This is a genomic window from Clostridium sp. DSM 17811 (assembly GCF_018861905.1).
Classification (GTDB): domain Bacteria; phylum Bacillota; class Clostridia; order Clostridiales; family Clostridiaceae; genus Clostridium_AD; species Clostridium_AD frigoriphilum.
Genome location: NZ_JAHLDU010000002.1, coordinates 325,282 through 342,776 on the forward strand (window position 1 = coordinate 325,282; position 17,495 = coordinate 342,776).

Genomic DNA, 17,495 nt, shown 5'->3' on the forward strand with positions numbered 1-17,495 from the left:
CTATTTTAATATTATAAAGTTGTTATTAAGCTTGTTATAATAAATGATATGACCTATTATTAAATATAGTAGATGGATATGAGGATATAATAAAACAGCAAATAAGAGGTGAATAATTTGACATATACATATAAATGCAATAAATGTAATAATGAATTTATCATTGAAAAGGGTATGAATGAGGAAGCCATAATTAAATGTGAATGTGGGAATACTGATGTTAAAAGAATATATAGTGTGCCTAATTTTAAGATTAATTGTAGTGGATTTTGTGGGAAAATAAACAAGTAGATTTTAAAATAACTTTCTTAATTATAATAACACCGTTAATAAATTAATTAACGGTGTTATTATAACTTGAAAAATATTATATGGGAGAATATCAACTTAATTATAGTTTATGTGCCATATTAAATTTATTTTCAATATAGGATTTAAACTTTTGTACAAAATCTAATTGATAGTCATTTTTATTAGTTGCATTATTTAGTAAATTTAAAAAAGCTTTTTTATTACACTTATTAATGTTACCATAATAATCTCTTGATATTTTCCAATACCTTTGTGGGAAAGCTAAATAAACAAGAATATATTTATAATCATCCAAGGTTAAAGGTAGAATCTTATCATATAAATCTAGAAAACTTATGGCTAGTTCTAAATCCCATTTTGTACTGTCTCTTTTAAGCAGTCTTCTTAACGAATATGAGATGTCATGGGCGCAATAGTCATTCCTGCACTTATCAAAATCAATTACCCATATTTCATTATTAGTGTCAAAAATAATATTTTTATTAACATAGTCAAGGTGACATAATGATTTTGTAAGATTATTAAGATTTAAGCTATAAGCAATGTTTGAAGAACACTTAGCGAGAATACTACTTGTTTCAAAATATTTAAGATATAATTTTGAAAAGGCGTCATTGTATTTATAAGCTAAATTAGAAAAATTAAGAAGGCTTTCGTAGTGTTTATAGATTGAAGGTCCTAAAGGGCTGTAGTCTTCTTTTAAGGAACTACCACATATAGGTTTAAAGTTAATACTTACTTTATGCATATTTGCTAGATTCGTACTACATACTAATATATGATCGATATTATCGTAATCACATTTTATACCATTAATCCATGGTGTGAGTATAAATAACATATTGTTGTAATTTACGAATCTACTATTGTTTTTTGTTTTCAGGATTCGGGGTACATGAATATTGTTTCTATATAACCATTCTATTGCTGAGTACACAAATAATAAATCTTTAATAGAGTAATAAACCTTTTTAAGACAATAACATTCGTCAAAGTATTGCACTTTATATACAGCTCTTTGTTTATCAGTATCTTTAAATTTAATTTGTGATATATCAGCGTTAGCTAAGTCATATTGAGGTAGAATGTTCTTTTTTACATTTTCTTCCGATAACAAGTTTATGTTATTAAAGTTTTTAGCCGTAGATGGCATCTTAACACTCCTAAAAATTATTACATTATTAGAATATTAATAAAATATAAATAATATACGTTTAACGTAAAAAAAGGGAAATTAATTTAATTTGTAGAATACTAACTAATATGACTTTAAATTTATAATTAAATTAGCAAGACGTTTTTTAAGAAACGTAAATATGAAATAAAATAAATAGCTTAAGAGATACTTTTAAATTTAGGAGGAAAGCTATGAATATTCGAAGTAAAATAGAAAATAATGAAAGTACTACTATTATACAATATGGCGCGTTATCCATAAATTCAAAGGGACGCGAAAAAATACAGGAGAAAGATGATCTAAGAACTTGTTATATGGTAGACCGAGATAGGATAATACACAGTAAATCATTTAGAAGACTAAAGCATAAAACCCAAGTATACATAAAGACAAGTAGTGATCACTATAGAACGAGATTAACGCATACATTAGAAGTTGCACAGATAGCTAGAACTATAGGGCGTGGTATTGGGTTAAATGAGGATTTAATAGAAGCTATAGCTTTAGGGCATGATATAGGCCATGTTCCTTTTGCACATAATGGTGAAGCAGTGCTTAATGATATTTTGCCAAAGGGATTCAGGCATAATGAAAATAGTATCAGGGTATTAACAAAAATAGAAAAATCAGGTGTTGGACTTAATTTAAGCGTAGAAGTATTAGATGGAATTCTTAATCATAGTGGACTTTCTGAGAAATTTGGTGAGGCTGCAACTCTTGAGGGGCAAGTTGTTAGGTATAGTGATAAGATTGCATACGTAAATCATGATATAGATGATTCTATAAGGGCTCATCTATTAACAGAAGAAATGCTACCAATAGGAGCTACAAAAGTATTAGGAACAAATCATGGTAACCGAATAGATACTTTAGTAAAAGATTGTATTTATAATACCATAAATAATTTAGATACAGGAGTTATAGGGGTATCACTTACACAGGAAGTTGGAAATGCATTAGGTGATTTAAGAAATTTTATGTTCGAGAATATATATAAAGGTGAAATATTAAAGGAAGAAAGGAAAAAGGCACAATTTGTGGTGACAAATGTTTTTGAATACTACTATAGAAATCCATCGGCTATGCCAGAGTTCTATAAGGGTATAGTTGAGGATGAGGGGCTCTATGTAGGGGTAGCAGATTACATTTCGGGTATGAGTGATGACTATTGCTTAATGCTGTTTAATAATATATATGTACCTAAACTTATTATTCATTAAACACAAAAATAAATGCTAACACTTCTAAAAAGTATAGTATAAAAATTATAAATAAAAAATAAATTTAAAAAAATGCAGGAAATTTCTATTTTATCAAGAATATATTATAAGCAGACATAATTATTATTAAAAAAAGTAAAATTAAAGAAGGATAGCATGCTTTTTTGTCGAATAAGAACATATTGTGAACTTATATAAGTAAGGTGGTAATAATATATTGATTGCTGAAGATGTCATCTTAAAGATAAAGGAACAAAATGATATTGTGGATGTAATATCTGAAAGAGTGAAACTAAAAAAGACAGGAAAAAATTATACTGGCCTTTGTCCTTTTCATAATGAGAAGAGTCCCTCATTTACAGTGTCTACGGAAAAACAAATTTATAAATGTTTTGGATGTGGAGAAGCTGGAAATGTAATTAGTTATGTTATGAAGGATAGAAATGTAACTTTTCCAGAAGCTGCAAGGATACTTGCACAGAGGGCTAACATTACTATAGAAGTAGATAATGGAGAAAATAATGTACAACGTGACATGTATAAAAAAATGTACAATATTAATGTGGAAACGGCCAGGTATTTTTATGAAAACTTAAGAAAGGATAAGAAAGCTGAATTATATTTCCTTAACAGAGGTATTACAGAGGCTACTATGAAAAAATTTGGATTAGGTTTTTCTTTTGATAAATGGGATGGATTGTTGTTATATTTAAAAAAGAAAGGCTACTCAGAACTAGATTTACTTAATATAGGATTAATTATTAAAAGTCCTAAGGGATCTTATTATGATAGATTTAGAAATAGGATAATGTTCCCTGTGTTTGATTATATGGGGAAAGTAATTGGATTTGGTGGAAGAGTTTTAGATGATTCGAAACCTAAATATCTAAATTCACCGGAAACTCCCTTATTTCATAAAGGACTAAATCTTTATGGATTAAATTTTGTAATAAAAAATAACAGATCTCGAACAATAATAATCGTAGAAGGATATATGGATTGTATTTCACTTCATCAATATGGTTTTTCAAATGTAGTTGCGTCGCTTGGTACTGCACTCACTATTAATCAAGCAAAGTTATTAAAAAGACATGTAGATAAAGTTATTATTTCTTTTGATGCTGATTTTGCAGGTCAGGCTGCAACTATAAAGGGACTTGAGATATTAAGAAGTGAAGGTTTTGATTTAAGAGTTCTTATAGTTCCTAGTGGGAAGGATCCTGATGAGTATATAAAAAATAGTGGGAAGCAGGCTTTTCAAAAATTAATAGATGATGCTCTTCCTTTAATAGATTATAGACTAAAAAGAGCAGGAGACGGAATAAATTTTTCGAATAGTGAAATGATAATACAGTATGTAAAAAAAGTTACTGAAATTATTACAGAACTTGATCCTGTTGAAAAAGATGTTTATATAAAAAAGGTTTCTGAAGAAACGGGTATCAAAGAACAAGCAATATATGACTTATTAAGCGAAGAACTCAATAAAAGTTCTAATAAAATGAAAAAAATGAATATACAACAAGATTTTGGACAAAAATTATATTTAGAGCCAGCTTATATTAAGGCTGAAAGAACTTTGTTAAAGTTTATGTTTATAAATGAAGAAAATTGTAACTATATTACAGGAAATATGTCTGTAGACCAATTATCGCTTCAAAGCCATAAAAACATATATGAGCTAATTGTTAAATATAAAAACTTAATAATAGGTGAAAAAATAAAAAATATAGAACCTATGTGTGAGAAAGATATAGAATGCACAAAAGAATGGATTAACATTATGGAAATTGAATTTTCTGGAAATGAAGAGGATCATAAAAGACTTATAAATGACTGCATAAAACAACTGAAAAAATTCAAGTTAGAGGAGTCGAAAAAAGAAATTATGAATAAAATCAAACAGTACGAATCAAAAGGTTTGCTCGAAGAATCTATAAAACTTGCTAAGGGACTTATAGAATTACAAAAGAATCTAAAACAATTATAGTATTCAGAAAGGAGGTTATATGATGAAGGATAAAAGCTCAAAAATGACTATTGTTAAAAAACTTATTGAAAAAGGTAAGAAAAAAGGATCCTTAACTTATAAAGAAGTAATGGATGAACTTTATGAAATAGAATTGTCACCAGAACAAATAGAGAAAGTTTATGAAGTTTTAGAATCAATGGAGATTGAGGTTGTTGGGGATATGCATGCAAAAGCTGCACCTGCTACAGGGGCTCAAGCAGAAACTGAACCCGAAACTGAAGAACTTGATGTTAGCATACCAGAAGGTATATCTATAGATGACCCAGTTCGAATGTATTTAAAAGAAATCGGCAAGGTTGCACTATTATCATCGGCTGAAGAAATTGACCTTGCTAAAAGAAACGAAGAAGGAGATCTTGCTGCTAAGAAAAAACTTGCAGAGGCTAATTTAAGATTAGTAGTAAGTATAGCTAAGAGATATGTTGGACGTGGAATGTTGTTCTTAGATCTTATTCAGGAAGGCAATTTGGGACTAATAAAAGCTGTAGAAAAATATGATTACAGAAAAGGCTTTAAATTTAGTACTTATGCTACATGGTGGATTAGGCAGGCGATTACAAGAGCGATAGCCGATCAAGCAAGAACTATTAGGATACCAGTTCATATGGTTGAAACTATAAATAAGCTTATTAGAGTTTCAAGGCAATTGTTACAGGAACTTGGACGTGAACCTCAACCAGATGAAGTTGCTGAAAAAATGGAAATGCCAGTTGGAAAAGTTCGTGAAATCATGAAAATTGCACAAGAACCAGTGTCTCTTGAGACGCCTATTGGTGAAGAAGAAGATAGTCATTTAGGTGATTTTATTCCAGATGATGATGCGCTAGCACCAGCGGAAGCGGCAGCATTTACAATGTTAAAAGAACAATTAATTAATGTTTTAGATACGCTTACTCCTAGAGAAGAAAAAGTTTTAAGACTAAGATTTGGCTTAGATGATGGACGTGCAAGAACTCTTGAGGAAGTAGGAAAAGAGTTTAATGTAACTAGAGAGAGAATAAGACAAATTGAAGCAAAAGCACTACGTAAATTAAGACACCCAAGCAGAAGTAAAAAATTAAAAGATTATTTAGATTAGAACATATTAAGAACAAAAAAACACCTTTTCGAGGTGTTTTTTTTTATTGCAAAGTAAAAATATGTAATTGCATTTACAAGGTAGATTTATATATGATATAATACATTTTAGAAGGTGATTAAATGGATAGTTATGGATCAAAACGAGGGTACGGGTTAGTGCTTATGCTACTGACAGTTGCATTATATAATATATTAATTTTAATATTTCTTAAATTTACTAACTCATATATTGTAGTTAATCTATTAAAACTTTTATTAGTCGCTTGTAATATATATCAAATTTATTATATATTACTGTTTGCCTCAGTTAAATGCTCTATTGATGAGGAAAATCTTAAAATTTATGCTATTTGGTCATTAAAAAGGGTGATAATACCATTAAATGAAATTGAAGGATATTTTATGGCAAATGGTAAAATTAAAGGCGTAAAGCTTAATGGTATAGCTGCTAGCGGTTTTGTAATGGGTAGATTTATAATTGATAAAATTGGAATGTCTAGAATGTTTGTAACTGATAATAAAAATGTTGTTTATATAAAAACTAAACATATGAATTATGCAGTTTCACCACTTAACTATAAAGAATTTGAGGAAGATTTAATACATCACGAGATACCTGTTGCTGAGTGGAAGTATAATGTGAATAATAGCTATAATCTTCATAAAGACAAATATTTTATTGTGCCATTAATGATAGTTAGTATTATAATACTAATATTAACTTTAAATCCACTTATATTACATTTGAAAGATGCGATACCTGATATTATGCCATTAAATTTTGATGCAAAATTTAAGCCAATAAAAATGGGTACAGGTAAGCAATTTGCATTCACTCAGATGCTTTATGGAGTATTAAACATGGCTTTGCTTTTTTGTATGTATTATGCAAGTTATTTTTGCGCAAAATATGATAGAAAATCAGCATATAAATATATTTATTTGTCACTAGTTGTGGCACTTATATTCTTAATTATGCAGTTTAAAATATTAATTAACTTTAGATAAGGATGAAAATTATGGAGCTTAGTATAAGATTAAAATGTATTGTAAGTATGATTGAAAAATGCGATAGTGTTATTGATGTTGGTACGGATCATGGATATGTTCCTATTTATCTAGTGCAAAAGGGTATAACAAAAAAGGCTATTGCATCTGATATAAATAGAGGGCCTGTTGAAAAGGCTAAAAAAAATATAAATCGTAATAATGCAACTAATGAAATTAGTTGTAGGTTAGGAAGTGGATTGTCTACAGTTAAAGAAGGCGAAGTTCAGGTAGCTATTATTGCTGGAATGGGTGGCAATTTAATAAGAGACATATTAGAAACTGATTTGGGTATTGTTAAAAAATTAAAATACATGGTACTTCAACCAGTTCAAAATGCTGAAGTGCTTAGGGAATATTTATATAAAACTGGATATGAATTTATTGATGAAGAAATTTGTTATGATGATGGTAAGTTTTATGAAATAATTAAGGTTAGACATGATTCTAAACCTAAAGTGTTAGATAATATATATTATGAAATAAGTAAAATATTATTAGACAAAAAACATTTAGTGATGAAAGAGTTTATAGAATACAAATTACATAAATACTCAAAAGTATACGATGGTTTAAACGAGGATACCATTTTATCGAATACTAGGAAAAATCAGCTTTATTATGTTATACGGAAACTTAAGGAGTTTTTAAAATGCTTTTAAAAGTAAAAGACATAGAAAATATTATGGAAGAGTACGCACCCTCTATTTTAAAAGAAAGTTATGATAATGTAGGACTTATGGTTGGAGAGAGCGCGGAAAATGTTACAAAAATTTTAGTCGCATTAGATTGCACAATGGATGTAATACGTGAAGCAAAAAATAAAGGGTGTAATTTTATATTAACTCATCATCCTCTTCTTTTTGTTAAACCTAAAACTATTACTACAGACACCTTAGTAGGAAGAAAAGTTATTGAGCTGATTAAGGACGGTATAAATGTGTACTCTAGTCATACAAATCTTGATTCTGTTAAAGGTGGTTTGAATGATATTATTACTGAAATTTTAGGCTTTAGTAAATATAAAATAATAGAGATGTCAGAAACAAATGATTCAGGTAAAACTGATGCAGGAATTGGTAGATTAGTAATTTTAGATGAACCTATTCGTTTTGAATCGTTATGCGAAAATGTTAAAAGGACACTTAAAGCAGAATTTATAAGAGTTGTAGGTAAGGATGATAAATTAGTAAATACTATAGCTATTATAAATGGCAGTGGAGAAGATTTTTTTGGCGAGAGTATAAAGCTTGGAGCAGATTGCATTATTACAGGAGACACTAAATACCACGGTGCTTGTGATTTACTAGAACAAAATATTGCGCTAATCGATGCTGGACATTTTAAAACGGAGTGGATACCATTTAAAGTATTTGTTGAAAAATTAGAAAAACGACTAATAAAAGATGGATATGACAATGAGGTTATAATTTCTAAATGCACTTTTGATCCATATAAAATCAAATAGTGATTGCTTTTGTTTTAATAATATGATATTATAGTTTTGCGAGTAAGCCAGACAATCGCTGCTAAGTATTGCTTGCAATACATTAGAAGAGGAAAGTCCGAGCTCCACAGGGCAGGGTGCTGGGTAACCCCCAGTGAAGGCGACTTTAAGGAAAGTGCAACAGAGAGATACCGCTAAAGGTATTCTAAAAGTTTAGTTTACTAAAATTTTAGAATATACTAGCAAGGATGGAAAGGCGAGGTAAGAGCTCACCAGCGCACTGGCGACTTTGCGGCTATGTAAACCCCACTTGGAGCAAGATCGAATAGGAGAACATTTTGGGACGGCCCGTCTCGTTCTCGGGTGTATCGCTTGAGCTTATTGGTAACAATAGGCCTAGATAGATGATTGTCTAATACAGGACTCGGCTTATAGACTTAGTCGCGCTAAATATAAGAAAGTACTCACCTTATGGTGAGTTTTTTTTTGTGTGGAAAAATTAAAAAAAATTTATTGCAAAATGACCTTTTATAATTGGTCAAAGTATATTATAATCTTACTATAACGAATTATAAAAGATAAATAATGTTTAATATTCGTATAAATTTAATTTTTGGAGGTATTAATCATGAAAAATAAGATATATAGGTTATATGTTGAGAAAAAAACGAACTATGATATTGAAGGTGGAAAAATACTAAGAGATATAAAAATAAATTTAGGTATAACAAGTCTTAAGGGGCTTAGATTAGTTAATAGATATGATATTACAGGAATAACACAGAATCAGTATCTATTGTCAAAAAATACTGTATTTTCAGAACCTACAGTAGATGACGTTTATGATGAAGAACTGGATATGAAGGACTATAATATAATATTTGCTATTGAATTTTTGCCAGGACAATATGATCAGAGAGCAGATTCAGCAGCTCAATGCATTCAAATTTTAACAAGGGAAGATGAACATATAGTTAAAACAGCAAGATTGATATTATTAAAAGGAAATGTTAGCATCAGTGAATTAGATAAGATTAAAGATTACTGTATAAATGCTGTAGATTCTAGAGAAGCGAGTTTAGAGAAACCAAAAGATTTAGAGCAAAGTTTTAATGAACCAGAGCAGGTTAAAATAGTAGAATCTTTTACTAATATGACTGATGGAAAGCTTGCAGAGTTCTTAAAAAGTAATGGGCTTGCTATGAGTTTTGAGGATTTGAAATATTGTAGTGATTATTTTAGAGAAACTGAGAAGAGAAATCCAACTATAACAGAGATAAAAGTTATTGATACATATTGGTCAGATCATTGTAGGCATACAACTTTTAATACTGTAATTGATGATGTGTGTATAGACGAAGGAAAATATTCTGAACCAATTAAGATGGCTTACAAGTCGTACTTAGATACTAGAGACTTTGTATACGGTGAAACAACTAGAGATGTGACATTAATGGATATGGCTGTTATTGGTATGAAGGATTTAAGAAAACAAGGAAAATTAAAAGATCTTGATGTTTCAGATGAAATCAATGCTTGTAGTATAGTAGTTGAAGCCAATATTGATAACAAAAAAGAAAAATGGCTTGTAATGTTTAAAAATGAAACCCATAATCACCCTACTGAAATAGAACCTTTTGGTGGCGCAGCAACTTGCCTTGGTGGATCAATAAGAGATCCATTATCGGGTAGAAGTTATGTGTATCAAGCAATGCGTGTTACAGGAAGTGGTGATCCAAGAACGAAAATTGCAGATACTATAAAAGGAAAATTGCCTCAAAGAAAAATTACGCTTGAAGCTGCTCATGGATTTAGCTCATATGGAAATCAGATAGGGCTTGCTACAGGACTTGTTTCTGAGGTTTATGATGAAGGATTTGTAGCTAAAAGAATGGAAGTAGGAGCAGTTATTGGAGCAGCACCTTATAGCAACGTAGTGAGAGAGGAACCAGCAGCGTCTGACGTAGTTATACTTCTAGGAGGTAAAACAGGCCGTGACGGATGTGGCGGAGCTACAGGGTCATCTAAACAACATAGTGAGAGCTCACTGCTAGATTCGGGAGCAGAAGTTCAAAAGGGTAATGCACCTACAGAAAGAAAGATCCAAAGATTATTTAGAAATCCTAAGGTAACTAGACTTATAAAAAGATGTAATGATTTTGGTGCAGGTGGGGTATCAGTAGCTATTGGTGAACTTGCAGACGCACTTATAATAAATTTGGATAAAGTTACTAAAAAATATGAGGGTTTAGATGGTACAGAACTTGCTATATCGGAATCGCAAGAACGTATGGCTGTTGTGGTTAGGAAAGAGGATGCAGGCACATTTATAAAATTATCAGAAGAAGAGAATTTAGAGGCTGTAGAAGTGGCCCTAATAACTAATGATAATAGGCTTAAAATGGTATGGAAAGGTAAAACTATAGTTGATGTAAGTAGAAGTTTTCTTGATACCAATGGAGTTAAACAGCATGCAAATATAAAAATAGCATCGCCTAAAGAGGATGAATATTACTTTACAAAGAATAAATTAGAAAATTCAAGTGAAACTAAATCAATAAAAGTTTTATGGAATTCTACATTATCAGACTTAAATGTTTGTAGCAAGAAGGGTTTATCAGATAGATTTGATAGTACTATTGGTGCAGGAACAGTGCTTATGCCATTCGGTGGGAAATATCAAAAAACACCAACTCAATCTATGGTTGCAAAATTACCTGTTCTTCACGGAGATACAAACACAGGTACAATAATGGCCTATGGATACAATCCTAAATTATCGACTTGGAGTCCTTTTCATGGAGCTGCATATGCAGTAATTGATTCTGTAACAAAGGTAGTTGCTAGTGGTGGCGATTATGAGAACATTAAACTAACATTTCAGGAATACTTTCAAAAATTATCAAAAGAACCTTATAAATGGGGTAAACCATTTTCAGCTCTTTTAGGAGCACTACATGTTCAAAAAGAATTTAGTATAGCTGCAATCGGTGGAAAAGATAGTATGTCAGGTACTTTTAATGAGATGAATGTACCACCAACTTTGGTATCTTTTGCTGTAGATGTTGTAAATACAGATAAGGTTATATCTCCAGAATTTAAAAAGGGAGATAGTAAGGTTGTTTTAATTTATGCAACTATAGGTGAAGATGGATTACCTGATTTCGAAAAACTTCGTACAAATTATAAATTAGTAAAAAAATTAATTAATAGTGGTAAAGTAATGTCCAGTTACGCAGTTGGAATGGGTGGACTTACAGAGGTTATATCAAAAATGAGTTTTGGTAATAATATAGGATTTACGTTTGCAGATGATGTTAAAGTAGAAGATATATTCAAAGAAAATTATGGCAGCATAGTTATGGAAATAGAAAATGATGTTCTTGATGTTCTAACAAAGGAGAGTTCAAATATTCAAATACTTGGGCATACAACGGTTGAACCAGTTATTAAAGTCTTAGGGGAAACTATTAGTTTAGAAGAAGCTTTGAGTAATTGGGAAGAACCTTTAGAAAGTGTATTTAACACAAAGGTAAATAATGCAAAAGTAAGTAGCATGAAAGAAGTTGCTATTTCAAAAGATAATATAATTAATAAAAACCAAATAGATGTTAAAAACATAAAAATTAAAGCTACTCCTATTATTAAAATAGCGAAACCTAGAGTTATAATTCCAGTGTTCCCAGGAACTAATTGTGAATATGATTCTATGAGGGCTTTTGAGAAAGCTGGCGCTGAAGTAGAAATTGTGGTTATAAACAATCTATCGGCAAAACATATTGAGGAATCTATAAAAGCAATAGCACAAAAGATAAAAAATTCTCAAATTGTTATGCTTCCAGGTGGATTTAGTGCTGGTGATGAGCCAGATGGTTCTGGTAAATTTATAGCTACATTCTTTAGAAATCCTATAATAAGTGAAAGCATTAGTGAATTATTAGAGAAAAGGGATGGATTGATGCTGGGAATATGCAACGGATTCCAGGCGCTAATAAAGCTTGGACTTCTCCCTTATGGAAAAATAAGTGATATAACAAAGGATAGCCCAACATTAACATACAATGAAATTGGAAGACATGTATCTTGCGTTGTGCAAACTAAAATAATTTCAACTTTGTCGCCTTGGCTTAGTAATGTAAAAGTTGGCGATGTACATTCTATTCCAGTATCACATGGCGAAGGTAGATTTGTAGCAAATGATGATGTAATTAAAAAATTATTTGCAAATGGGCAAGTAGCTACTCAATATGTAGACTTTGATGGAACTGCAAGTAACGATATAAATTTTAATCCTAACGGATCAAGATATGCAATTGAAGGAATTACAAGTCTAGATGGAAGAATTTTAGGTAAAATGGGACATTCTGAAAGAGTTGGTGTTAATACTTTAGTGAATGTTATCGGAAATAAAGACCAAAAAATATTTGATGCTGGAGTAAACTACTTCAAATAAAATACGAACGATAAATTACGACAATACACTTATTTGTCTATATATTGGTATAAATACGAACAATAATATAAAAAACATAATTAATGAATTGACTTAATGGGAAATAGATGTTAATATTAAAACATAAATTAGGGAAAAACGAATAATTAGTTCATCGATATATTTCTAGGAATATGGCTTAGAAGTTTCTACGAGAGGCCGTTAACTTCTCACTATTGGTGAATCTTGAATTGAACTTATAAAGGGTGTGTATTATGCCCTTAATTCAAGATTACACCATAAAAACATTATTTTGTGGTGTAGTCTTTTTTTATTGCAATTATAAAAGATAAATACTTTATGTAAATAAGGAGGCAAATATATGAGAGTAGGAATTATATTTGGAAGCAAATCGGATAAAGATATAATGAAGAATGCTGCAATGGCGCTTAAGGAATTTGGAGTGGAGTATGAAGTACACATCCTCTCAGCACACAGAGTACCAGAAAAATTAACTCAGGTAATAAAGGAAATGGAAAATAGAGGGGTAGAATGCATAATAGCAGGAGCAGGTCTTGCAGCACATCTTCCAGGAGTAATTGCTTCTCAGACTATATTGCCAGTAATTGGGGTGCCAATTAAAGCGGCTCTCGGAGGTATAGATTCATTACTTTCAATTGTGCAAATGCCAAAAGCTATTCCTGTAGCTACGGTAGGTCTCAATAACAGCTATAATGCTGGGATGCTTTCAGTACAAATTTTATCTCTTAAGTATTCGCTTCTTAAAGATAAACTAATTACTTATAGAAAAGAAATGAAAGAAAAATTTATAGCAGAGAATGAAGAGCAAATCGAATTTTAAAGGTTAAATATATAGGTTAAAAATTAATATATGAAGGAGTGTTATAAATGGGAGATTCAGTGTTATTATATGAGGGAAAAGCTAAAAAAATGTTTAGTACAGATAATAAAGATGAGGTAAGAGTATATTTCAAGGATGATGCAACGGCTGGAAACGGTGCTAAAAAGGGTCAAATTGAGAAAAAAGGAGTCTTAAATAATAGTATAACTACTATGTTATATGAGTTATTAGAGAAAAAAGGTATAAAAACTCATTTTATTAAGAAAATAAATGATAGAGAACAGTTATGCAAAAAAGTTGAAATAGTGCCTCTAGAAGTAATTATAAGAAATGTTGCAGCTGGTAGCATGGCAAAAAGATATGGAATAGTAGAGGGAAGCAAGCTTAAAATACCAGTAATTGAATTAAGTTATAAAAATGATGATTTAGGTGATCCTCTTATAAATGATTATCATGCAGTAGCTATGGAACTTACTACTTTTGAAGAATTAGGAGAAATATATATAATGGCTTTTAAAATAAATGATATTTTAAGAGAACTTTTTCTTAAAAAAGGTATTAATTTAATAGATTTTAAATTAGAATTTGGTAGATTTAATGATGAAGTAATTTTGGCAGATGAGATATCACCAGATACTTGTAGATTTTGGGATGTTAAAACTGGAGAAAAACTAGATAAAGATAGATTTAGAAGAGATTTAGGAAATGTTACAGAAGCGTATGAAGAAATATTAAGTAGAATTACTAAATAAAAATCAAATTGCAATGAAGATATAGGAAGCAGCCTACAAAGGACAATAGCAATGAACAATAGCAATGAACATATAAGGAGGAATTTCTTTGAGTGAATTTATAGAATCAAATGAGGTCATTATTAATGATCAAGATAAGTTTAAGGATGAATGTGGTGTTTTTGGAATTCTTGCGGCGGATAAAGACTTAGATGTTGCATCGTTAACTTATTATGGACTTTATGCTCTTCAGCATAGGGGAGAAGAAAGTGCTGGAATAGTATATTCTGATGGAGTTTCCCTTACTTGTGAAAAGGCTATGGGACTTGTAAGCGATGTTTTTGATAAGAAAAAGATTAGTGAAATGAAAGGTCAAGCTGCTATCGGACATGTTAGATATTCAACTACAGGATCTAGTGAAGTGAAAAATGCACAACCACTTTTAAGTAAATCGAAACTAGGTGACATAGCAATAGCTCATAATGGTAATTTAGTAAATGCAGAGGTAATTCGCGAGTTACTTGAGGATTGCGGCTACATGTTCCAAACATCAATAGATTCAGAAGTAATACTTAACTTAATTGCTAGAGGTGCCAAAAAAGGCATGGAAAAGGCAGTAGTTGATGCAATACAAGCTGTTAAAGGTTCTTATGGAATAGTAATGCTTACAAAAGATAAGTTAATAGGTGTTCGCGATCAAAATGGTATTAGACCTCTTTGCATTGGTAAAATAGAAAACAGTTATGTTATAGCTTCAGAAAGTTGTGCACTTGATGCAGTTGGTGCAGAGTTCTTAAGAGATGTAAAACCAGGTGAAATAGTAATTATAGATGAAGCCGGCCTTACGTCTATTAATTTTGCAGAAAAAACTAAAAATGCAACTTGTTCCTTTGAGTACATATATTTTGCAAGACCAGATAGCACAATTGATGGAATAAATGTGTACACTTCAAGAGTGGCAGCTGGAGAACAGTTATTTAAAGAGTCTCCAGTGGATGCAGATATGGTTATAGGAGTTCCAGATTCAGGCCTGGCATCAGCAATAGGTTATTCTAAAATGTCTGGAATACCTTTTGGAATAGGTCTTGTAAAAAACAGATATGTGGGTAGAACTTTTATAAGCCCAACTCAAGAGATTCGCGAAAGAGCGGTTTCTGTAAAATTAAATGCATTAAAAATAAATGTAGAAGGTAAAAGAGTTATTTTAATAGATGATTCAATAGTTCGTGGAACTACAAGTAAAAGATTAGTTGACATTCTACGAAAAGCTGGGGCAACAGAAGTTCATTTTAGGGTTTGTTCACCAGTAGTAAAATATCCATGTTATTTTGGAATAGATACGCCATATAGAAAAGATTTAATAGGTTCTAATATAAGCGTTGAGGAAATAAGACAAGAGATAGGTGCAGATAGCCTTGGATATTTAAGTATAGATGGACTTCTTAAAACACTTGGTCATAAGGAATTTTGCTTAGGGTGTTTTAATGGTACATATCCAGTATCAGCTCCATACGAAACTGAGAAAGAAAAATTAGGAAAGTAGGGGATATTTATGATAACTTATAAAGATGCAGGTGTTAATATTGAAGAAGGATACAAATCAGTAAAATTAATACAAAAATATGCAGCGGCAACATTTACAAAAGGTGTTTTAAATCATTTAGGAAGTTTTGCTGGTATGTTCGAAATAGGAGAGGGTTATAAAAATCCTATTTTAGTTTCTGGTACTGATGGAGTTGGAACAAAACTTGATATAGCATTTAGAATGAAAAAATATGATACTGTAGGTATTGACTGTGTTGCTATGTGTGTTAATGATGTCCTTTGTCATGGTGCAAAACCTCTTTTCTTTTTAGATTATATTGCTTGTGGTAAATTAGATTCTAAAGTATCGGCGGAGCTTGTAAAAGGTGTGTCAGATGGATGTATTCAATCTAATTGTGCACTAATAGGCGGTGAAACTGCTGAAATGCCAGGCTTTTATAGAGATGGTGAATATGATATGGCAGGATTTACTGTAGGAATAGTTGATAAACATAAAATTATTGATGGCTCTGCTATTCGCGATGGATATTCACTTGTAGGAATTGAGTCTTCAGGCCTTCATAGTAATGGATATTCATTAGTTAGAAAGTTAATACCAAATTTGGATGAAGATTTTAATGGAGATAAGATTGGCAAGACTCTTTTAACTCCAACAAAAATATATGTAAAAACTATACTAAGTCTTTTAGATAAATTTGATATAAAAGGTATGGCACATATAACTGGTGGCGGTTTTTATGAAAATATACCAAGAATGTTTAATGGAGCGTTCACAGCAGTCGTTGATAAAAACAGCTTTAATACCCCAGACATCTGTAAACATCTAATGTCTCTTGGAGTAACCGAGGAGCATATGTTTAACACATATAATATGGGAATAGGATATGTATTATGCGTTGAAGATAAGGATGTTGTAAAAATCATAAAGACTATTAATGATTTAGGAGACAAAGCATATAAAATTGGGCATGTTGAGGCTGGAGGTGCAGGAGTTTGCTTAAAATAGCCGTATTAGTCTCAGGGGGCGGAAGCAACCTTCAATCTATTATAGATAATATAGAAAGTGGGCACTTAAACTGTTCTATAGAGGTCGTAATTAGTGATAAAAAAGATGCATATGGTATAGATAGGGCAAAAACTAAAAATATAAAAACATACATATTAGACAGAAAACAGTATGGGAAAAGTATGTCATCTGAAATATTGAAAATTCTAGATGGAAAAGTAGATTTAATAGTACTCGCTGGTTTTTTATCTATACTTCAAGGTGAACTTCTCTCAGCATTTAAGGGCAAAATTATAAATATACATCCAGCTCTTATTCCATCATTTTGTGGCGGTGGTATGTATGGATTAAAAGTACATGAGAAGGCTATAGAATATGGAGTTAAAGTTTCTGGGTGTACTGTCCACTTTGTAGATGAGGGTACAGATTCTGGTCCAATAATAATTCAAAAAGTTGTAGATGTTTTTAGCACTGATACAGCAAAAGATCTGCAATTAAGGATTTTAGAACAGGAACATAAGGCATTACCCGAAGCTATTAAATATATAAGTGAGGGAAAAATAAGGATTGAAGGAAGAAAAGTACTAGTTATATGAAAGGTGGA

At 30.9% G+C, this 17,495-nt stretch carries 14 protein-coding genes, 1 other RNA gene and 1 riboswitch; of the genes, 14 read left to right on the plus strand and 1 reads right to left on the minus strand.

Annotation, left to right across the window (positions count from 1 at the left end; all coding sequences use genetic code 11):
• Positions 1–117: 117 nt before the first annotated feature.
• Positions 118–291, plus strand: coding sequence for an FmdB family zinc ribbon protein (locus KPL44_RS04260; protein WP_216247677.1), 174 nt, complete (start codon positions 118–120; stop codon positions 289–291).
• A gap of 100 nt (positions 292–391) precedes the next feature.
• Here KPL44_RS04260 and KPL44_RS04265 read toward each other — a convergent pair whose 3' ends face one another.
• Positions 392–1,465, minus strand: a complete 1,074-nt coding sequence (locus KPL44_RS04265; RefSeq protein WP_216247678.1) for a CotS family spore coat protein — start codon at positions 1,463–1,465, stop codon at positions 392–394.
• A 215-nt stretch (positions 1,466–1,680) separates the two neighbouring features.
• Between KPL44_RS04265 and KPL44_RS04270 the strand changes: the two genes are divergently transcribed.
• The 13 genes from KPL44_RS04270 to purN all read left to right on the plus strand — a co-directional run bounded on the left by KPL44_RS04270 (position 1,681) and on the right by purN (position 17,487).
• Entirely contained in the window at positions 1,681–2,709 is a 1,029-nt protein-coding gene (locus KPL44_RS04270) for a deoxyguanosinetriphosphate triphosphohydrolase (protein ID WP_216247679.1), read from the plus strand.
• A gap of 217 nt (positions 2,710–2,926) precedes the next feature.
• Positions 2,927–4,699, plus strand: a complete 1,773-nt coding sequence (dnaG, locus tag KPL44_RS04275) for a DNA primase (RefSeq protein WP_216247680.1) — start codon at positions 2,927–2,929, stop codon at positions 4,697–4,699.
• 22 nt (positions 4,700–4,721) lie between these two features.
• Positions 4,722–5,819 (plus strand): RNA polymerase sigma factor RpoD, encoded by a 1,098-nt coding sequence (rpoD, locus tag KPL44_RS04280; RefSeq protein ID WP_216247681.1) that lies wholly within the window; start codon positions 4,722–4,724, stop codon positions 5,817–5,819.
• A 122-nt stretch (positions 5,820–5,941) separates the two neighbouring features.
• The gene (locus KPL44_RS04285; RefSeq protein ID WP_216247682.1) at positions 5,942–6,829 is read left to right on the plus strand and encodes a PH domain-containing protein; all 888 of its coding nucleotides are present in this window, start codon (positions 5,942–5,944) and stop codon (positions 6,827–6,829) included.
• 11 nt (positions 6,830–6,840) lie between these two features.
• Complete coding sequence (locus KPL44_RS04290; RefSeq protein WP_216247683.1) at positions 6,841–7,530, plus strand: tRNA (adenine(22)-N(1))-methyltransferase; 690 nt, start codon at positions 6,841–6,843, stop codon at positions 7,528–7,530.
• Positions 7,521–8,336 carry a Nif3-like dinuclear metal center hexameric protein gene (locus tag KPL44_RS04295; protein ID WP_216247684.1) on the plus strand — a complete coding sequence of 272 codons (816 nt, stop codon included), beginning with the start codon at positions 7,521–7,523 and terminating at the stop codon, positions 8,334–8,336. The genes KPL44_RS04290 and KPL44_RS04295 overlap by 10 nt, the downstream gene beginning before the upstream one ends.
• 39 nt (positions 8,337–8,375) lie before the next feature.
• An RNA gene (gene rnpB / locus KPL44_RS04300) (RNase P RNA component class A) lies at positions 8,376–8,763 on the plus strand.
• Positions 8,764–8,943: 180 nt separating this feature from the next.
• The gene (locus KPL44_RS04305) at positions 8,944–12,768 is read left to right on the plus strand and encodes a phosphoribosylformylglycinamidine synthase (RefSeq protein WP_216247685.1); all 3,825 of its coding nucleotides are present in this window, start codon (positions 8,944–8,946) and stop codon (positions 12,766–12,768) included.
• 135 nt (positions 12,769–12,903) lie between these two features.
• A riboswitch (purine riboswitch) is annotated at positions 12,904–13,003 on the plus strand.
• 126 nt (positions 13,004–13,129) lie between these two features.
• The gene (gene purE / locus KPL44_RS04310) at positions 13,130–13,609 is read left to right on the plus strand and encodes a 5-(carboxyamino)imidazole ribonucleotide mutase (RefSeq protein ID WP_216247686.1); all 480 of its coding nucleotides are present in this window, start codon (positions 13,130–13,132) and stop codon (positions 13,607–13,609) included.
• A gap of 47 nt (positions 13,610–13,656) precedes the next feature.
• The gene (gene purC, locus KPL44_RS04315) at positions 13,657–14,361 is read left to right on the plus strand and encodes a phosphoribosylaminoimidazolesuccinocarboxamide synthase (protein WP_216247687.1); all 705 of its coding nucleotides are present in this window, start codon (positions 13,657–13,659) and stop codon (positions 14,359–14,361) included.
• Positions 14,362–14,449: 88 nt separating this feature from the next.
• Positions 14,450–15,883 (plus strand): amidophosphoribosyltransferase, encoded by a 1,434-nt coding sequence (purF, locus tag KPL44_RS04320; RefSeq protein ID WP_253201609.1) that lies wholly within the window; start codon positions 14,450–14,452, stop codon positions 15,881–15,883.
• A gap of 9 nt (positions 15,884–15,892) precedes the next feature.
• The gene (purM, locus tag KPL44_RS04325; protein ID WP_216247688.1) at positions 15,893–16,891 is read left to right on the plus strand and encodes a phosphoribosylformylglycinamidine cyclo-ligase; all 999 of its coding nucleotides are present in this window, start codon (positions 15,893–15,895) and stop codon (positions 16,889–16,891) included.
• Positions 16,879–17,487 carry a phosphoribosylglycinamide formyltransferase gene (gene purN, locus KPL44_RS04330; protein WP_216247689.1) on the plus strand — a complete coding sequence of 203 codons (609 nt, stop codon included), beginning with the start codon at positions 16,879–16,881 and terminating at the stop codon, positions 17,485–17,487. Before purM ends, purN begins: the two co-directional genes overlap by 13 nt.
• Positions 17,488–17,495 lie beyond the last annotated feature (8 nt).

Coding starts and splice junctions, on each gene's coding strand:
- KPL44_RS04305 (WP_216247685.1), top strand. CDS start 8,944: ATGAAAAATAAGATATATAGGTTATATGTTGAGAAAAAAACGAACTAT.
- KPL44_RS04285 (WP_216247682.1), top strand. CDS start 5,942: ATGGATAGTTATGGATCAAAACGAGGGTACGGGTTAGTGCTTATGCTA.
- purM (WP_216247688.1), top strand. CDS start 15,893: ATGATAACTTATAAAGATGCAGGTGTTAATATTGAAGAAGGATACAAA.
- purC (WP_216247687.1), top strand. CDS start 13,657: ATGGGAGATTCAGTGTTATTATATGAGGGAAAAGCTAAAAAAATGTTT.
- KPL44_RS04290 (WP_216247683.1), top strand. CDS start 6,841: ATGGAGCTTAGTATAAGATTAAAATGTATTGTAAGTATGATTGAAAAA.
- KPL44_RS04265 (WP_216247678.1), bottom strand. CDS start 1,465: ATGCCATCTACGGCTAAAAACTTTAATAACATAAACTTGTTATCGGAA.
- purE (WP_216247686.1), top strand. CDS start 13,130: ATGAGAGTAGGAATTATATTTGGAAGCAAATCGGATAAAGATATAATG.
- KPL44_RS04295 (WP_216247684.1), top strand. CDS start 7,521: ATGCTTTTAAAAGTAAAAGACATAGAAAATATTATGGAAGAGTACGCA.
- rpoD (WP_216247681.1), top strand. CDS start 4,722: ATGAAGGATAAAAGCTCAAAAATGACTATTGTTAAAAAACTTATTGAA.
- KPL44_RS04270 (WP_216247679.1), top strand. CDS start 1,681: ATGAATATTCGAAGTAAAATAGAAAATAATGAAAGTACTACTATTATA.